Origin of the sequence: Faecalicatena faecalis (genome assembly GCF_012524165.2) — a bacterium.
Classification (GTDB): Bacteria; Bacillota; Clostridia; order Lachnospirales; family Lachnospiraceae; genus Faecalicatena_A; species Faecalicatena_A faecalis.
The window spans coordinates 29,008-44,670 of record NZ_JABACJ020000014.1 but is presented as its reverse complement, the minus strand read 5'-3'; the positions used below and the strand labels follow the sequence as shown (position 1 = coordinate 44,670).

Annotated in this window: 17 protein-coding genes and 1 tRNA gene; 4 read left to right on the top strand and 14 right to left on the bottom strand. The window is 46.1% G+C overall.

All coding sequences use genetic code 11. The features are described from left to right. Positions 1–121: 121 nt before the first annotated feature. From HGO97_RS14355 to HGO97_RS14345, 3 genes are all read right to left on the bottom strand, one after another. Positions 122–194 (bottom strand) — tRNA-OTHER (locus HGO97_RS14355). A 22-nt stretch (positions 195–216) separates the two neighbouring features. Beyond that, positions 217–462: a hypothetical protein gene (locus HGO97_RS14350; RefSeq protein ID WP_216242972.1), complete on the bottom strand. Its 246-nt coding sequence runs from the start codon at positions 460–462 to the stop codon at positions 217–219. Between the two features lie 29 nt (positions 463–491). After that, positions 492–692 carry a helix-turn-helix domain-containing protein gene (locus tag HGO97_RS14345; protein WP_139009306.1) on the bottom strand — a complete coding sequence of 67 codons (201 nt, stop codon included), beginning with the start codon at positions 690–692 and terminating at the stop codon, positions 492–494. A gap of 266 nt (positions 693–958) precedes the next feature. Here HGO97_RS14345 and HGO97_RS14340 point away from each other — a divergent pair, with 266 nt between their 5' ends. Beyond that, on the top strand, positions 959–1,444 hold the full coding sequence (locus HGO97_RS14340; RefSeq protein WP_216242970.1) for a cytidylate kinase-like family protein: 486 nt from the start codon (positions 959–961) through the stop codon (positions 1,442–1,444). 108 nt (positions 1,445–1,552) lie between these two features. Here HGO97_RS14340 and HGO97_RS14335 read toward each other — a convergent pair whose 3' ends face one another. Continuing rightward, entirely contained in the window at positions 1,553–2,824 is a 1,272-nt protein-coding gene (locus HGO97_RS14335; RefSeq protein WP_216242969.1) for a dicarboxylate/amino acid:cation symporter, read from the bottom strand. Then, positions 2,825–3,733, bottom strand: a complete 909-nt coding sequence (gene rfbD / locus HGO97_RS14330; protein ID WP_216242967.1) for a dTDP-4-dehydrorhamnose reductase — start codon at positions 3,731–3,733, stop codon at positions 2,825–2,827. Between the two features lie 180 nt (positions 3,734–3,913). Here rfbD and HGO97_RS14325 point away from each other — a divergent pair, with 180 nt between their 5' ends. Then, the gene (locus HGO97_RS14325; protein ID WP_216242965.1) at positions 3,914–4,810 is read left to right on the top strand and encodes a DUF4474 domain-containing protein; all 897 of its coding nucleotides are present in this window, start codon (positions 3,914–3,916) and stop codon (positions 4,808–4,810) included. Then, a complete protein-coding gene (locus HGO97_RS14320; protein ID WP_216242963.1) occupies positions 4,807–5,676 on the top strand; it encodes a metallophosphoesterase in 870 nt (289 codons plus the stop codon). Before HGO97_RS14325 ends, HGO97_RS14320 begins: the two co-directional genes overlap by 4 nt. Here the strand turns inward: HGO97_RS14320 and HGO97_RS14315 are convergent. From HGO97_RS14315 to pth, 4 genes are all read right to left on the bottom strand, one after another. Further along, positions 5,673–6,233 (bottom strand): manganese efflux pump MntP, encoded by a 561-nt coding sequence (locus HGO97_RS14315; protein ID WP_216242961.1) that lies wholly within the window; start codon positions 6,231–6,233, stop codon positions 5,673–5,675. The genes HGO97_RS14320 and HGO97_RS14315 overlap by 4 nt on opposite strands. 352 nt (positions 6,234–6,585) lie before the next feature. Beyond that, entirely contained in the window at positions 6,586–7,638 is a 1,053-nt protein-coding gene (locus HGO97_RS14310) for a peptidyl-prolyl cis-trans isomerase (RefSeq protein WP_216242959.1), read from the bottom strand. Between the two features lie 48 nt (positions 7,639–7,686). Beyond that, on the bottom strand, positions 7,687–11,034 hold the full coding sequence (gene mfd / locus HGO97_RS14305) for a transcription-repair coupling factor (protein ID WP_216242956.1): 3,348 nt from the start codon (positions 11,032–11,034) through the stop codon (positions 7,687–7,689). Positions 11,035–11,039: 5 nt separating this feature from the next. Then, positions 11,040–11,618, bottom strand: coding sequence for an aminoacyl-tRNA hydrolase (gene pth / locus HGO97_RS14300; protein ID WP_216242954.1), 579 nt, complete (start codon positions 11,616–11,618; stop codon positions 11,040–11,042). A gap of 216 nt (positions 11,619–11,834) precedes the next feature. On the opposite strand from pth, the gene HGO97_RS14295 reads away from it, so the two are divergent. Continuing rightward, positions 11,835–12,269 (top strand): hypothetical protein, encoded by a 435-nt coding sequence (locus tag HGO97_RS14295; protein ID WP_216242952.1) that lies wholly within the window; start codon positions 11,835–11,837, stop codon positions 12,267–12,269. A 23-nt stretch (positions 12,270–12,292) separates the two neighbouring features. On the opposite strand, the gene HGO97_RS14290 is transcribed toward HGO97_RS14295, so the two are convergent. The 5 genes from HGO97_RS14290 to HGO97_RS23805 form a co-directional block, all read right to left on the bottom strand. Then, complete coding sequence (locus HGO97_RS14290; protein WP_216242950.1) at positions 12,293–12,556, bottom strand: glyoxalase; 264 nt, start codon at positions 12,554–12,556, stop codon at positions 12,293–12,295. After that, positions 12,549–13,226: an HAD family hydrolase gene (locus HGO97_RS14285; RefSeq protein WP_216242948.1), complete on the bottom strand. Its 678-nt coding sequence runs from the start codon at positions 13,224–13,226 to the stop codon at positions 12,549–12,551. Before HGO97_RS14285 ends, HGO97_RS14290 begins: the two co-directional genes overlap by 8 nt. A gap of 272 nt (positions 13,227–13,498) precedes the next feature. Beyond that, entirely contained in the window at positions 13,499–14,278 is a 780-nt protein-coding gene (gene sigG, locus HGO97_RS14280; protein WP_216242946.1) for an RNA polymerase sporulation sigma factor SigG, read from the bottom strand. A 218-nt stretch (positions 14,279–14,496) separates the two neighbouring features. Beyond that, positions 14,497–15,114: a manganese catalase family protein gene (locus tag HGO97_RS14275; RefSeq protein ID WP_216242944.1), complete on the bottom strand. Its 618-nt coding sequence runs from the start codon at positions 15,112–15,114 to the stop codon at positions 14,497–14,499. Continuing rightward, positions 15,115–15,552, bottom strand: coding sequence for a spore coat protein CotJB (locus HGO97_RS23805; RefSeq protein WP_246597458.1), 438 nt, complete (start codon positions 15,550–15,552; stop codon positions 15,115–15,117). Positions 15,553–15,663: the final 111 nt, after the last annotated feature.

The following is a 15,663-nucleotide window of genomic DNA, read 5'->3' as shown; positions in this document are numbered from 1 at the left end:
TAAAACCTGTTGAACGACTGCATACTTTATAGCTGGTATACCCGCTGCTATTTTTTCACGGTATCCAGATGCAGCTATTCGCCTGCTGCCCTCTGGTGCAGCTCGCCAAACTGCTACCTAAAACGCCCTGCTGGAATTGAACCAGCGCCCCCGCTATATCCGGCTGCGGTATTCTCCCACTGAATTAAGGGCGCTTGCTGGCGGCGGCTGCCGCCATTAACTCATAATTTTTATGCTGTATTCGCCTTTTCCGTTATCTCTTTCCATGATTATTGCTAAGTCGTCCCCGTGGTAAAGGTCTGGTATTCTGCAATCTTTCAGAATAGTTACGCCCTGCACTCTGTCCCACCCGCTCATTTTTTTCGCCTCTGTCAGTGCCTTTATTGCTGCGTTATAGCTTTCTCTGTCCTCTTTGTCATAAATCAGTATTTTGTAATCTCTTGCTTTTATGTATCCTTCCATATTTTCTACCTTTCTTTCGTTCTCTCTGATTAAATCGCCCTCTGTGCCATATCTGCGCTGTACTGCTGCCTATTGCCACCGCCAGCGCCACCCCTTTGCAACTCGTGGTAAATCGTGGCTCTATGCACGTCCATAGCTGCTGCTATCTCGTCAGCTTTCTTTCCATTCCGGCACATTTCCTCTATGGTCTTTCTGTCCTCATAGCTCAATCTCTTGTACTTGCGTGCCATTTCTCCCGCTCCTTTCTGATTTTTGGATAAAAAAATAGTGCGATAGAGTTTTTTAAGCTCTACCGCACTATGCTTTTTACTTCAATCTACCGTAAAAAAATAAATGCGGCAGAGGCTTTAATACCTCTTGTCGCATTTAATTTTAAAACTTATCAAAGTATTGATTTCTGAAATATTTCATACACTTTTCCTTCCATCGGTGCTATAATAAAAAACACACGATTTACTACTATTAAACTTAAGGCACACACGAAGGAGGAATTCATATGAAATTAGTGATTACAATGAGTCGCCGTTTTGGTACAGGCGCAAGCGTGATTGCAAAGGAACTTTCCGAAAGGCTTGAGATTCCCGTATACGATAAGGCATACATCGAGCAGCAGATCGACGACCACCTGTATGAAACCGAGGCGGAAGCCATTCGTGAGCTTGCGAGCCAGCCATGCATCATCCTCGGCCGCTGTGCATCCGATATTTTGAAGGACAAGCTGAATGTCCTGAATATCTTCGTCTGTGCAGATAAGGAAGACCGTATCCACCGCATCATGGGGCTGGAAGACCTTTCCTATGAGGACGCAAAGGAGAAGGTGGAACGCACGGATAAAGAGCGCTCTGAATATTATTATGAACATACCGGGAAGACCTGGGGAGATGTGAACGATTACCACATGATATTAGATACCACAGAGCTGGGCGTGGAGAACTGCGCGAATATCCTGATGCAGTACTTCGAGAAACTAGAGTATATTTAATCCTTTTTAATAAAATATAAAAAGAAGCAGGACCATCCTGACAGGCACTTCCTTAGGAGCACACCTTTTCAGTTTGTACCCTGCTTCTTTTTTTGTACTGTTTTTCTTTTAATCCATCCGGTTAAATATCTCCCGGTTGAGGGATTGATTCTGATGTGCCACAATCGTGGTACACACCGCATCTCCTGTGATATTGACCGCAGTCCTTGTCATATCCAGAATTCTATCGATTCCCATGATCAGAGCGATTCCCTCCACAGGAAGCCCAACGGAGTTGAACACCATGGACAAAGTGATCAGACCTACACTTGGCACGCCGGCTGTCCCGATGGACGCCAGAGTCGCGGTAGCGATCACCGTAATATAATCTGCCGGGGTCAGATGAATCCCAAAGGCCTGAGATACGAATACGACCGCAACTCCCTGCATGATGGAAGTTCCGTCCATATTGACAGTCGCCCCCAGTGGAATCGTAAAGGAAGAGATTTTCCTGGACACTCCCATTTTCTTATCCAGAGTCTCAATCGAGAGCGGAATCGTAGCGTTGGAGGTCGCCGTGGAAAATGCAAATCCCATGACTGGCAGGAATTTCTTGATGAACTTGACCGGATTCAATCCCGTAAACAGTTTTAAAAGAATCTGATATACTCCAAATCCCTGAAGGAATAATGCCAAAAAGACGGCTGCCATATATTTGAGCATCGGCAGAAATGCATCGAATCCAATCCCTGCGAAGGTCTTCGCAATCAGACAGAACACACCAAAAGGCGCCGCTTTCATGACTGCCATCGTCATATCCATCATCAGATCATTAAATTCCGCAAAGAACTGAGAGACAGCAGCAGCCCTCTCCCCTCTCTTTGCCAAGAGGATTCCGATAAAAATTGCAAAGAAAATAATCTGCAGCATATTACTCTCAGCCAATCCTTGTATCGGATTCTTCGGGATAATATCCAGAATGGTATCTGCAAAGCTTGTCGGCTCTGCTGCCGCTGTCTTAGCAGTCTCGATGCTGCTGATATCCAATCCCACTCCCGGATTGATCAGATTACCGATCCCTAGTGCCAGAGTAATCGCTGCCGCAGTGGTAAACAGATAAAATCCAATGGTCTTTACCCCGACCTTGCCCAATGTCTTCGTATCTCCGATCGCCATGCTCCCGCAGATCAATGAACAGAATACGAGGGGTACGACCAGCATCTGCATCGCTCTTAAAAATCCATTTCCAACTACATAGAAAATTCCATTGATGATCACGGTATCTCTCACATATCCCTGTGGGACCCAATAATGCAGGATGACTCCTGTCAATGCCCCAAGCAGGAGGCTGATAAAAATCAATGTCGTAAGTCCTGGTTTTATCCTCTTCTTTTCTTTCATCTACATTCCCCTTCCTTTTCTTTCATTCCTGTTGATGTCACTATTTTCCGGGAAACAATCCGCAATATATTCAGCCAATGCCTCCTGCCAAGATACCGGTGCCTGTATCTCGCACATCCGAAGCATCATATTATCCAAGATGGTATACTCCGGTCCATCCAGAGATGGATGCACCTCTCCCATTTTCACCGGAACCAGCTCCGCATCTTCCCTGCCTATCAGCCTTACGATTTCCTGGGCCAGCATATAACGGCTGCAATATCCTTCACAGACTGCATGATAGATGCCCTCCTGCTCTGCCTGAATCAGGCGCAGAATGACCCTGGAGAGCTCCTTTGCACTGGTCGGGCAAGCATAATCATCGACTGCCGCCTCGATTTTCTGACCGCTCTTTGCTTTCTTAATAATGGAGTTTACAAAGTTATCTCCTTCTTTTCCATAGACCCAGGAGCTGCGGATGATCAGATGCTTTGGCGCAAGCTCCTTCACAAAATTCTCCCCTGCCAATTTAGATTTTCCATATACGGTCCTTGGATTAGGAGTATCAAACTCATGGAAGCGATTCTCCTTTTTGTCCCAGAAAATATCATCCGTTGAAATCTGAATGATTCTTGCATCAATCTTTCGTGCGACTGCACTTAAGTTTCTGGCCCCCAGGGCATTGACCTTGTAGGCTAACTCCATATTTTCCTCGCAGGCCCTCACATCCGTCAGACCTGCACAATTGATGATCGTATTGGGACGGTTGCGCAGCCCGAACAGATTCACCTCATTTGCATTTGTGATGTCCAATTCTTCGATATCTGTCTCGAAAAGCTCCACGTCGCGCATATCCAACATGTTGTGTATCATCGTCCCAACACGGCCTGATGCTCCTGCGACCCATATCTTACCATAATCATATCCCATAATTTTTATCCTCTCTCCTTTTTCACTTACATCTGTCCCCTTATTTTCACCATGCTCACAGCACGGTCTCATGCTCAAAAACATAACTTCGATATTATAATGGGATTCCTTTTATTTTTCAAGACCCATTTTTTTCATCCACGCATATAATATAGTAAGAACAGCTGCAGGATCTTGAGCATGTACTACTTCATTCCTATCCCTATTGTATTAATATTTGTCTTATATTTACTGAATTACCACAGAAAAAAGCAGGCAGTCCAAAGGATCAGTCAACTCTCCTATCGTAAAAAATGTGACTTGCTGAATGAACTGGCAAAGCCATATGGATTCACCTATCAATTCGTCCAGGATATTTTCACAGCTCCTGTTGACACCTGGCAGAAGGAATTCGGGTATGGGGAGTTCTACGACTTATCGGCTTTGTCCCTGCATATGGTATTAGACTGTGAACCAGTCTATTTTAATTATCAGGGAAAAACATGGCTGATTGAATTCCGTAAAGGACAGTATGGAATCAATACCGGAGCAGAGGCCGGATTTTACCACGCGGACTCGATCGTTCCCCCTGCACTGCGTCCCCAGACCATTTTCACGGCCGTCTCCTCTAAGGAAATGATTCCATCCAAACTACGGCTGATTGGCCCGGATTGTCCTTTTTTTACTCTTTCACAAAAACACTGGTGGAACGCCGGTTTTGTCATGGGAATTGCCGCACCGCCGGAAGATTTGATTCTGGAGGTGACTCTGACCTTCCCGGAACCTGATATGTGCCGTGCCTTCACCCGCGCCCTCCACGGACTTGGTTATAAGAGCAGTGAAATACTCGTCTCCTCTTCTGCCGTCCAATTCTATTTTACCCGGCCCAAAGCAGCACTGCTCACACCTTCTGATCCTCTGCAAAAAAAGTATATGCTTCTTCGAAACAGTACTTTATGCGAACTATTCTTATGGACGACGAGTCCTTTTTTCACCACGGTGGACCGTCTGCTCTACCTGCATGAAATACACCCGTTCATTTTTCGAAAGACCCTTGTTCTACGGAAGTTTCAAAAGCATGGGAGGTGCAAACTATGAGCTGGTATGAACGAATCACCAGAGCCTTCGGAGAGGCTCCCCAGGTTCCCTTTTACAGCAGTTCCCGCTTTGTGCTCATCAGTGACTGCCACCGCGGGTGCGGCAACCATAACGATAACTTTCTTAAAAACCAAAATTTGTATTTTGCTGCCTTGAATTATTATTACGAAAAGGAGTTTTCCTATGTAGAATTGGGTGATGGAGATGAATTGTGGGAAAACCGTTCGCTCTCCCAGATCATTGACATTCACAGCGATGTCTTCTGGCTGATGACCAAATTTCAGGAAAAAAACCGCCTGTATCTGCTTTATGGCAACCATGACCACAGCAAGCAGCACTGTTCTTACTGTCAGAAGCACTGCTCCACCTACCATCTGAGCGGCCAGGAAGCAGAGACTCCCCTGTTTCCCAAGTATTGTTATCTACAGGGATTAATTTTGAAAGATATGGAATTGGGAAATGATTTATATCTGACTCACGGACATCAGGCCGATTTTTTGAACAGTACGCTGGCTCCCGTTGCAAAGTTCCTTGTACGGTATGTATGGAAACCACTTGAAGCAATCGGCTTTTCTGACCCGACCAGCACAGCCAAAAATTATACAAGAAAGAAAAAGACAGAATCACGCCTGACAGAATGGGCGGTGCAGGAACAGAAATTCCTTGTGACAGGACACACGCACCGGCCTATGATCGGAAGCACGGACTCTCCGTATTTTAATACGGGAAGCTGTGTGCATCCAAGATGCATTACCTGTATGGAGCTCCAGAACAGGAAATTGACCTTGGTCAAATGGACCCTGCGTACCCGGGAAGACCGGACTTTGTATGTAGCCCGGGAAGAACTGGGGGCATTTAAGCTTTAGAAAATCCCCAAGTGCTCCAATAAGATCTTGATTCCTAATAAAATCAGGATCACCCCTCCAGCCAGTTCTGCCTTTGCCTTATACTTCGTCCCAAAGACATTGCCGATCTTCACTCCTGCTGCGGAAAGAATGAATGTAGTCACTCCGATAAATGAGACCGCCGGGATGATCTCCACCTGAAGAAAGGCGAATGTGATTCCCACTGCAAGGGCATCGATACTGGTTGCAACAGCGAGGACGAACATGGTCTTTACATCCAGCGAATCGCTGGTATTCTCACAGTCGCCCGATAGAGCCTCTCGGACCATGTTGATCCCGATGATTCCAAGCAGGATAAATGCGATCCAGTGGTCGATCGCCGTAATCTTGTCCTGGAACTGGACGCCCAGAAAATATCCCACCAGCGGCATCAATGCCTGAAACCCACCGAACCACAACCCTACGATAGATGCTTTTTGGATCGTAATCCTGCGCATCGCCAGGCCCTTACAGACGGATACCGCAAAGGCATCCATCGACAATCCCACTGCCAGTAAAAACAATTCTATAAATCCCATTTTTATTTCCTCCTGTGCCATCTTTTTCTCTTTAGTAATCTGATTTTATATCTAAAACAATACCAATACGTCTGGGCCTATTTACTGCAATATGCATACCTGCTCTATATGAAATATCTTCCAAATAGAGGGTACAAAAAAAGACGCATGTACAGCAAATAAACTGTACATGAGTCTCATTAATTAAGATAAGCCAGACTTTTCAGTCAGTATGTTGACTTACCACGTATCCATTACGCCAACTACTCCCTCACGGACTGAATGTATTCTATCACCAAAAGGGAGGAATTGCAAGCACGAAATCAAATGCACTGACTTAAAGTACCTGGGCCGTTACAGTTGCCCCGAATCTTTATTTGTCTCCGGCTGGCTCACTCTGCTTTATGGTCACGCCCTGTTTGTTGAAATCTATTTTCTTCCAGACTTTTTTATGCTCTTTGATTTCGGTATCTTTTCTCCATTTTTTCAGAAGGGAATCATACTGCTCCTGCTTTCTCTGCTGAACAATGGATTCCTTCTTTGCATCAGTAGCTTCCCGGTCTAAGAAGCTTGTGACCTTTGCTACATAAATTCCAGAATCTGTCTCTACAAGATCGGTGACATCCCCTTCATTCTCCAATGCATCTGCAGCTTTTACCAGATCCGCATTTGGTGAGGTGGATTCGGAATCAAATGTCGCCGTCTGGACCTCCTGACCTGCTTCTTTTGCAGCGGCCTCGATGTCCTTGGTCTCGCTTGCCTTAAGGCTGTCATCTAACGCCTGTGCCGTCTCTTTTAAGGCTGCCTTTTCATCATCTGACAGTGCAGTGGAATTCCCCTCTTCATCGGTCTTATTATATGAGAAAAATACATACTGCATACTCTTTTGTGCAGCCTCTTCGTCGGAAACGTTCTCGTCGACCCCTTCCTTCATCGGCTGGTCCATCTTGCTCTGGATGGTGACAAGCTCCAGGAACTTCTTAACATTCTTCTCGTAACCGGACACGGCTTCCTTATCCTCTAATGTGTTGTTCTCCACAAAAGAATTGGCGGCCTTGTTGATCGCCTTTTTATCATCATCAGTCAGTTCTACTTTATAATCTGTGGCATGCTGTTCCAAAAGATAGAGGTTCTCGAGAGCTTCTAATATGCTCTCCTTCGTGCTGTCCTCATAGGTCTTCCCATCCTCGATCTCCTGCTTCCACATATCCTCGCCGGTCATTCCCATCATGCCTGCATAGTAGGTCTCGTACTGTGCCTGCTGCATTCTGGCATAAAAATTCGCAACTCCCAGTGTGATCTTATCCTTACCGACCTCTGCAACGACTGCATCATTATCCATTGAACGGCTGCAGCCCGCCAGGGATGAAACTGCAAGGGCGCCTGCCGCTGCCACGATGATCATTTTTTTTCTGAACTGTCCCATAACATCCTCCTACGTACATTTTAACTTCATTATTATAGCCTTTTTTTGCTATTCTAACAAGCCTTTTATATCATTTAACACCTTTTTCACTAATTCCAGAACATCCTCATCCTTTGACTTTCCACTGCGTCCCTTCTTTTGATAAAGGAAATATGGCGGCGTATCCGCCTTGAATATAAGACTGCCATTGTAGGCTTTCAAAAGTCCCGGTATCTTCTGCGGCTGTACTTTTGCCTTCTCATACATGGTGAACTGATATGCGTCTCCCTTCTGCTCTACCGCTGTTACATATGCAGAATGGGCAAGCGCCTTTAAGCCTGCAATATTCAATAACTGCTGCACCTTTCTTGGAATGTCTCCGAAACGGTCGATCAGCTCCTCGATCATGTCATCCATCTCTTCTTCATTTTCAATACTGGCAATCCTCTTATAAACATCCAGCTTCTGATATTCGTTCGGAATATAGGATTCTGGGATGTAGGCATCGATATTCAGGTCAATCGTAGTTGCATACAGCTCTTCCTCGATCTCACCCTTTAACTGCTTGACAGCCTCATTGAGCATCTTACAGTACAGATCATATCCCACGGCCTCCATGTGTCCGTGCTGTTCCGCGCCCAAAAGGTTGCCCGCGCCACGGATTTCCAGATCCCGCATGGCAATCTTGAAGCCGGAGCCTAAATCGGTAAATTCGCGGATTGCCGCCAGCCGTTTCTCCGCCACCTCTTTTAACATCTTATCCCTTCTGTATAAGAGAAATGCATATGCCATACGGTTGGAACGTCCGACTCTTCCCCGAAGCTGGTAAAGCTGTGACAGCCCGAGCCGGTCAGCATCATGGATAATCATAGTATTTACATTGGAAATATCCAGCCCGGTCTCGATGATCGTCGTTGACACCAGGACGTCAATATCCCCATTGATGAAATCATACATGATATTTTCCAGTTCCCGCTCGTTCATCTGTCCATGGGCAAAGGAGACCACGGCATCCGGCACCAGTTTCTGTATCCTTCCGGCCACATCCGCAATATCGCTGACCCGGTTATAGACATAATACACCTGTCCATCTCTGGAAAGCTCCCGCTCAATCGCTTCCCGCACCATCTCATCATTATATTCCATGACATAAGTCTGAATCGGCATACGGTCCATGGGAGCTTCCTCCAGCACGCTCATATCGCGGATACCGATCAGGCTCATATGCAGAGTCCTTGGAATCGGGGTCGCCGTCAGCGTCAGGACATCGATATTTTCCTTCAGCTTTTTAATCTTCTCTTTATGGGTCACGCCGAAACGCTGCTCCTCATCGATGATCAGAAGTCCCAGATCTTTGAACTGGACATCCTTGGACAGGACTCTGTGCGTCCCGACCACGATATCCACCAATCCTTTTTTCAGGTCCTCCACTGTCTTTTTCTGCTGTGTGGAGGAACGGAAACGGCAGAGCAGATCGACACGCACAGGGAAATCCTTCATCCGCTGCATGAACGTATTATAATGCTGCTGTGCCAAAATAGTCGTGGGTACGAGGTAGACCACCTGCTTTCCTTCCTGCACGGCCTTAAATGCAGCCCGGATCGCGATCTCCGTCTTTCCATAACCAACATCCCCGCAGATCAGACGATCCATGATCTTCTTACTCTCCATGTCACGCTTCGTGTCCGCGATTGCCTGGAGCTGATCCTCAGTCTCCTCGAATGGGAACATCTCCTCAAACTCCTTCTGCCACACCGTATCTGGTTCGTAGACATACCCTTCCGCCTGCTGCCTGGTCGCATACAGCTCCACAAGATCCTTTGCCACCTCGCGGACCGCCCCGCGCACCTGACTCTTCGTCTTGGCCCACTGGCTGGTCCCGAGCTTATTCAGCTTCGGCTTCTTCGCATCTGCGCCCGCATACTTCTGAATCAGATCCAACTGTGTTGCCAGAATGTAGAGTGTCCCGCCGCCCGCATAAGAAATCTTCATGTAGTCCTTTGTGACTTTATCGACTTCGATCTTCTCGATTCCCTGATAAATACCAAGACCGTGATTCTCATGGACCACATAATCCCCGACCTTCAATTCGGAGAAATTTTGGATTTTCTGTCCCTCATAGACCTTGCGGCGTTTCTTCTTTTTCTGCTTCCCGAAAATATCCGTCTCCGAGATGACCATGAATTTCAGCATCGGATATTCATAGCCCTCTTCCACATGACCGTAGGCAACCATGATTTCCCCCGGCTGCACTTCCCGGTCCATGTCCTCACTGTAAAAGCTGCTCAGATCATAATCTCTTAAATCCTCTGCCAGACGCCTCGCACGCGTCCGGGAGCCGGAGAGCAGGATGACGCGATAGCCATTGCGCTTGAGTCTCTTTAGATCCCTTGTGAGCATTTCAAAGCTATTATTGTAAGGATTGACGCCCTTTGTCTGAAGACTGTACGTCTCCCTCACGTGAAAATGCCCGCACTTCGACTCCAGAGTCGTCAGACCGATTCCATGGTACTGATTCATCTTTTCAATCAATGTCTTTATTGAAAAGACCTCCAATTCATCTTCCCCATCTTCAAAGCCGGCCTCTTCTCTGTTTTTCTGGCTGCTTAAGAATTCCTCCTCCACCTCATCAAGCCGTTCGATCAGTCGTATCGGCTCATCCAGGAAAAGAAGGCTTTTATCCGCCGGAAAATAATCCAGGAAAGAAACGCACTCCCCGCTCTTTTCCTGCAGCTCTGCCGCCGGATAGATCGTCACCTCTTCCAGGTTCTCGATGGAGCGCTGATTCTCCACATCGAAGGTACGGATAGAGTCCACCTCATCCCCCCACAATTCGATACGGACAGGCTGTTCCTCTGTCAGCGGAAACACATCCAGAATCCCTCCGCGCACGGCGAACTGTCCCGGGGCATCCACTTCCACTTCTCTTTCATATCCCATGGCAGAAAGCTTTTCCTGAAGCTTTGTAAAATCCACCGCACCGTCTGCTGATATATGGACTCTCTTTTCCTGGATCTCCTCGAGTTTGGGCATCCCATCCAAAAATGCATCGACCGTCGTAATGACCGTGATTCCTGTATCCTCCCCGGCCTCAATGATTGCACGGACGACCTCCATGCGCTGCTTTACCAGATATTTTCCTTTGATATCTGCATGATAAAACAGCAGGTCCTTTGCCGGATAAAGATAGACCTCTTTGTCCAGAAAACGGTACTCCTCATATGCTTTTTTTGCCTTTTCATCACTGGAAAAGGCGATGATCTTATAATAACAACCATCGCCGAGTGCATACATCAGGTGTGTCTTCTGGGAATTGACACAGCCTGCGATCTGCAATATTCCTTTCTCCTTCAAACGTCTGCCGAATATCTCCTTATACTCCGCCAGCTCGGCAAGCGGCGCTAAAAAAGCCTGCATATTCACTACTCTTCCTTCTTTTTCCGATTATATTCATTCATGGCCGCCTGGATCTCGCCTGCGGTCATCATCTCTACGGCATGTACCGCATTGCGGTATCCCTCCTCCATCAGCTCATGCTCCGCCTTTGTAAAATGTCCGAGAACATAATCTGCCAGGTCATACCTTGGCGGCTTCTCACCGACCCCCACCTTAATACGTGGGAAGACCTGACTGCCCAGATGTGCGATAATACTCTTGATCCCGTTATGTCCTCCGGCGCTTCCCTTTGCACGGATACGAAGCTGTCCGACTCCCAGGCTGACGTCATCATAAATGATAATCAGCTCCTGCTCGATGTCGACCTTGTAATAATCCACCAGGCTGATGATACTCTCACCGCTTAAATTCATATAAGTCATCGGCTTCGCCAGAATGACCTTCTGGCCGCCTATGACTCCTTTACCAATCAGTGCACGGTGCTTTCTTGTGTCCACTGATATATTATATTGGTCCGCAATGGCATCAATGACTTCAAAACCAACATTGTGCCTTGTACCTTCATATTGTTTATCCGGATTTCCTAATCCTGCAATAATATACATTCCCTTCACCTCTACATTTCATACTTCTTGAACGCTCTATTCCAAGAAGGCATATCCACATCTCAATCCATTTTACAGGATAGACCTTAGTTTGTCACGTAAAAGCCGCGAATATTTTTCAGGTTCCCGTCATACACTTATAAAAAGAGAAATGGGCAGATCAACATCTGTTTCATTATCCAAAAGCAAAAATGACGAACATGGGAGGTCTTTTTCATGGGTTCCAAAACAAAAATCATCGTTCTGCATATGAAAGAAATCATTTATACCGCTGTTTTCGCGGCACTGGGCATACTGCTTATCATTCTTTTAGTAGTCATGTTCCGTCCCGGAGGAAAAGATAAAAGTGCAGATACGAAAAAGCAGTACACTCCGGGAGTTTATACATCTACACTGACTCTGAACAACACAAACCTGGAGGTTGAGGTGTCCGTGGATGAGTCCCACATTAATTCCATCCGGTTCTCCAACCTGGATGAAGCGATGACTACCATGTTCCCGCTCATTCAACCCGCGATCGAGGACATTGCTGACCAGGTATACGACAAACAGTCTCTTGAGGATATCAGCCTATCCGATGATACCCCATATACCTCCCAGATCATCCTGGACGCTATAAAAGAAGCCATAGAAAAAGCCGCAGTGAAATGATGCTGCGGCTTTTGTATGTGTGTTTATCCTTCCACGATCAGATACTGACCATTCGGCAATGCAAAAACTTCTGAAGCATCCTCCAGTTCTTCTTCAGACATTGCATCTACATCGATTCCATTCTCTTCAAAATACTCTCTGACTTCCCCAATGGAATCTACAACGACCGCCATGCAGTCTTCCAGGAAGGCTTCTGCCTCCTCGATTGTCTCAGCCACTGGTTCATCGAAAAGCTGGGACTGTTTCTGCAAAAACGTAAGTAGACACTCCTCATCGTATTCATTCATGACTTTCCACCTCCCTATTCTTGATAAATTCCATGATCTCCTTCGGAGAATCTATGATCAGACCGGCTCCTGCCTCCTTTAGTGCTTCCTTCGTTCGGAAGCCCCAGGAGACCCCGATGGTCTTCATCTTTGCGGCCGTCCCTGTGGCGATATCCACCTCGGAATCTCCAATATATATGGTCTCTGACGGCAATGCATCTAACCTCTTTGCAATCTCAATTGCTGCTGCAGGGTCCGGCTTTCTCGGTACGTCCTCTTTCTGTCCCTGTACCCAGGCAAACATATCCGTCCCGAAGATTTCTTCTACCACACTGCGCGCATTGCTGTCCGGCTTATTCGAAAGCACAGCGGTCTTGATCCCCGCGGCCTTAAGTTCTGCGAGCAGCTCTGTAATCCCGTCATATGGTACTACATGATATGTGCATCCTGTGCGGAATATGCGTTCATATCTCAGAAGTGCCTCCTCAAGACGTCCTGCTGCATCCTTTCCAGATGCCTGTAAAGCCTTTTCAAGCAATACCTTAGACCCATTCCCCACGAACATGCGGCACTGCTCTCTCGTAATTTCAAGAAGGCCCATCTCTTTCATGGTCTCGTTCACAGAAAAGGTCAAAGAATCCAACGTATCTGTTAATGTTCCGTCTAAATCAAAAATGCAGGCTTTATACATGATTCCTCTCCATTCTCTACACACCTGCCAGGCAGGTTCATTTCTCAGCCGCCGGAGGACATCGGAAAACTTTCCTTCTATCGTCCCTTCCAATCAGCCCTGGTGCATGGCAGAATCTCCTGATGATTACGTCTGCCATGTACTAGGAATATCATAGTATGAAGTCATGGAAATTTCAACCATAAAAAAGAAAATTTATGAGTGAACTTATGATGAATCAAATAGAGTGCATTCAGGCGGTCGATAAGGCCACGATCGGAGGAATTTTTGTTTTATCCAAGGAGGTATTGTTTCATGACTTTTAAGGCATTTTTTTCCAGACGGCTTACCTGGGCCTGGGAGATTTTGATTTCCTCAGCGACCTCCATCTGGGTCTTTCCTTCAAAGAAGCGAAGTGTGATAATATAGCGTTCCCTCTCATTCAGGCGTTCCATGGCGGCTTCCAGTGAAAGCTCTTCTACCCAGTTCTCCTCTTTATTCTTTTTATCGCTGACCTGATCCATCACGTAAAGGGTGTCACCGCCATCGCTGTATACTGGCTCATGAAGGCTCATGGGCATCTGGATCGCATCCAGAGCAAAGACGATGTCTTCTTTGGAGATTCCGATTTCTTCCGCAATTTCCTGGACGGTAGGCTCTTTCAGATGTTTTTTCATGTAACCTTCTTTGGCGTAAATGGCCTTATACGCCGTATCCCTCAGGGATCGGCTGACACGGATAGAATTATTGTCCCGTAAATACCGTCTGATTTCACCAATGATCATTGGCACTGCATATGTGGAAAATTTGACTGCCCGTTCAGGATCAAAGTGGTCCACTGCCTTCATCAGTCCCACACAACCGATTTGAAACAGATCATCTGCATTCTCATTGCTGCTTGAAAACCGCTTGATCACACTTAAGACCAGTCTTAAATTTCCCTTGATATACTGCTCACGTGCTTCCTCATCTCCCTGTTTAATCCTTACAAACAATGCCTCCTTCTCCTCCTCTTTTAAGAGCGGAAGCTTTGCTGTATTCACACCACATAATTCTACTTTATTCAGAGCCATATTCAGAATCCTCCTGGACGAAATTTTTAATCTAATAAAATGATTCTCAATTCATCTGTCAGTTATTCTCAAGGGAGGAAAATTTAAAAAAGTTTTAGTCCTTGACAAGGACAAATCGCCCCGGCTAAAAATGGAATCTACTTTTTACATAAAAATGATGCCATGTCTAAGATAATTCAGACATGACACCATCTTTCATTTTCTACGTTCTGAAGTCCTTAAAGCTCTGTCTTCATCATCCCTTTATCAAATTCAGGGTTGAAATAATAGAAATTCTTGGAATCCAGTTTTTCCTTTGTCTTCTCCAATGCCTCCCCAAATCTCTGGAAATGCACGATTTCTCTAGCGCGGAGGAATTTCAGCGGTTCTCTTACTTCTGCATCAGGAATCATCCTTAACAGGTTATCATACACGGTACGTGCTTTCTGCTCTGCCGCGAGATCTTCTGTAAGGTCTGTGATGGCATCACCCTTGGACTGAAATTCGATGGACGTAAAAGGCAGTGCTGAGGCTGCCTGAGGCCATAAAGCTGTTGTATGGTCGACATAATACGCATCGAACCCTGCTTCCTTAGCCTCCTCGATCGTCAGATGTTTTGTCAACTGATAGACCATGGCACAGATAATTTCCATATGCGCCAGTTCTTCAGTACCGATATCAGTCAAAAGTCCACCGACCTGTTTTACAGGCATGGTATAACGCTGGGACAGATACCGCATGGATGCAGACAATTCGCCATCCGGTCCTCCATACTGACTGATGATCATCTGTGCTGTCTTCGGACAGGTCTTTGTAATTTTTACTGGAAACTGTAATCTCTTTTCATAAGTCCACATTTATACACACGCTCCTTCCCAGGGCATTGGGCCTTCCTGCCAGCAAAAAGCCTTGTCCTTTTTACAATCCATGATGCAGTCCCGTGTCAGCGGGTAAAATGCTGCTGCAAACTGTTGTTTCAAATCCTTTCGCTCCTGCGATTTTTTCTGATACAGATCCATTGCCTGACTATCCTGGCAGTGCGTATCTAAATACAAAGTCAGGTCATCCAGTACAAAGCTTACCTCCATAATCTTACTGAGCATCTCTTCTCTTTTTCTCTGTTCTTCTGATTTTGGTTTTGCCTTGTTCAGACTCTTTTTTTCAATTTCTGCTGCAAAAAAGGGCTTATTTAACTCCTGGAAGATTGTACCAGTGCACAATGCTTCTTTCTCATCGTATAATGCACCCCACTGTTGGATCGGGATTGATGCAATTGCCAAATGTGTCTCCTGCATAAAAAAATCTCCTTTCTTCACATAAATGCATACACAACTGTGCACACTTAGTATGTGGAGAAAGAAGATTTCTATATTAGTTTAACATATCCAGTTTTACCATATACGCAG

Excerpts from the sequence above, each read along its gene's own strand:
- HGO97_RS14275 (WP_216242944.1), bottom strand. The coding sequence starts at position 15,114 with ATGTGGACTTATGAAAAGAGATTACAGTTTCCAGTAAAAATTACAAAG.
- HGO97_RS14315 (WP_216242961.1), bottom strand. The coding sequence starts at position 6,233 with ATGGGATTTATAGAATTGTTTTTACTGGCAGTGGGATTGTCGATGGAT.
- HGO97_RS14310 (WP_216242959.1), bottom strand. The coding sequence starts at position 7,638 with ATGGGACAGTTCAGAAAAAAAATGATCATCGTGGCAGCGGCAGGCGCC.
- pth (WP_216242954.1), bottom strand. The coding sequence starts at position 11,618 with ATGTATATTATTGCAGGATTAGGAAATCCGGATAAACAATATGAAGGT.
- sigG (WP_216242946.1), bottom strand. The coding sequence starts at position 14,278 with ATGGCTCTGAATAAAGTAGAATTATGTGGTGTGAATACAGCAAAGCTT.
- HGO97_RS14350 (WP_216242972.1), bottom strand. The coding sequence starts at position 462 with ATGGAAGGATACATAAAAGCAAGAGATTACAAAATACTGATTTATGAC.
- HGO97_RS14340 (WP_216242970.1), top strand. The coding sequence starts at position 959 with ATGAAATTAGTGATTACAATGAGTCGCCGTTTTGGTACAGGCGCAAGC.
- HGO97_RS23805 (WP_246597458.1), bottom strand. The coding sequence starts at position 15,552 with ATGCAGGAGACACATTTGGCAATTGCATCAATCCCGATCCAACAGTGG.
- HGO97_RS14325 (WP_216242965.1), top strand. The coding sequence starts at position 3,914 with ATGTACTACTTCATTCCTATCCCTATTGTATTAATATTTGTCTTATAT.
- HGO97_RS14285 (WP_216242948.1), bottom strand. The coding sequence starts at position 13,226 with ATGTATAAAGCCTGCATTTTTGATTTAGACGGAACATTAACAGATACG.
- HGO97_RS14295 (WP_216242952.1), top strand. The coding sequence starts at position 11,835 with ATGGGTTCCAAAACAAAAATCATCGTTCTGCATATGAAAGAAATCATT.
- HGO97_RS14335 (WP_216242969.1), bottom strand. The coding sequence starts at position 2,824 with ATGAAAGAAAAGAAGAGGATAAAACCAGGACTTACGACATTGATTTTT.
- HGO97_RS14345 (WP_139009306.1), bottom strand. The coding sequence starts at position 692 with ATGGCACGCAAGTACAAGAGATTGAGCTATGAGGACAGAAAGACCATA.
- mfd (WP_216242956.1), bottom strand. The coding sequence starts at position 11,034 with ATGCAGGCTTTTTTAGCGCCGCTTGCCGAGCTGGCGGAGTATAAGGAG.
- HGO97_RS14290 (WP_216242950.1), bottom strand. The coding sequence starts at position 12,556 with ATGAATGAATACGATGAGGAGTGTCTACTTACGTTTTTGCAGAAACAG.
- HGO97_RS14320 (WP_216242963.1), top strand. The coding sequence starts at position 4,807 with ATGAGCTGGTATGAACGAATCACCAGAGCCTTCGGAGAGGCTCCCCAG.
- rfbD (WP_216242967.1), bottom strand. The coding sequence starts at position 3,733 with ATGGGATATGATTATGGTAAGATATGGGTCGCAGGAGCATCAGGCCGT.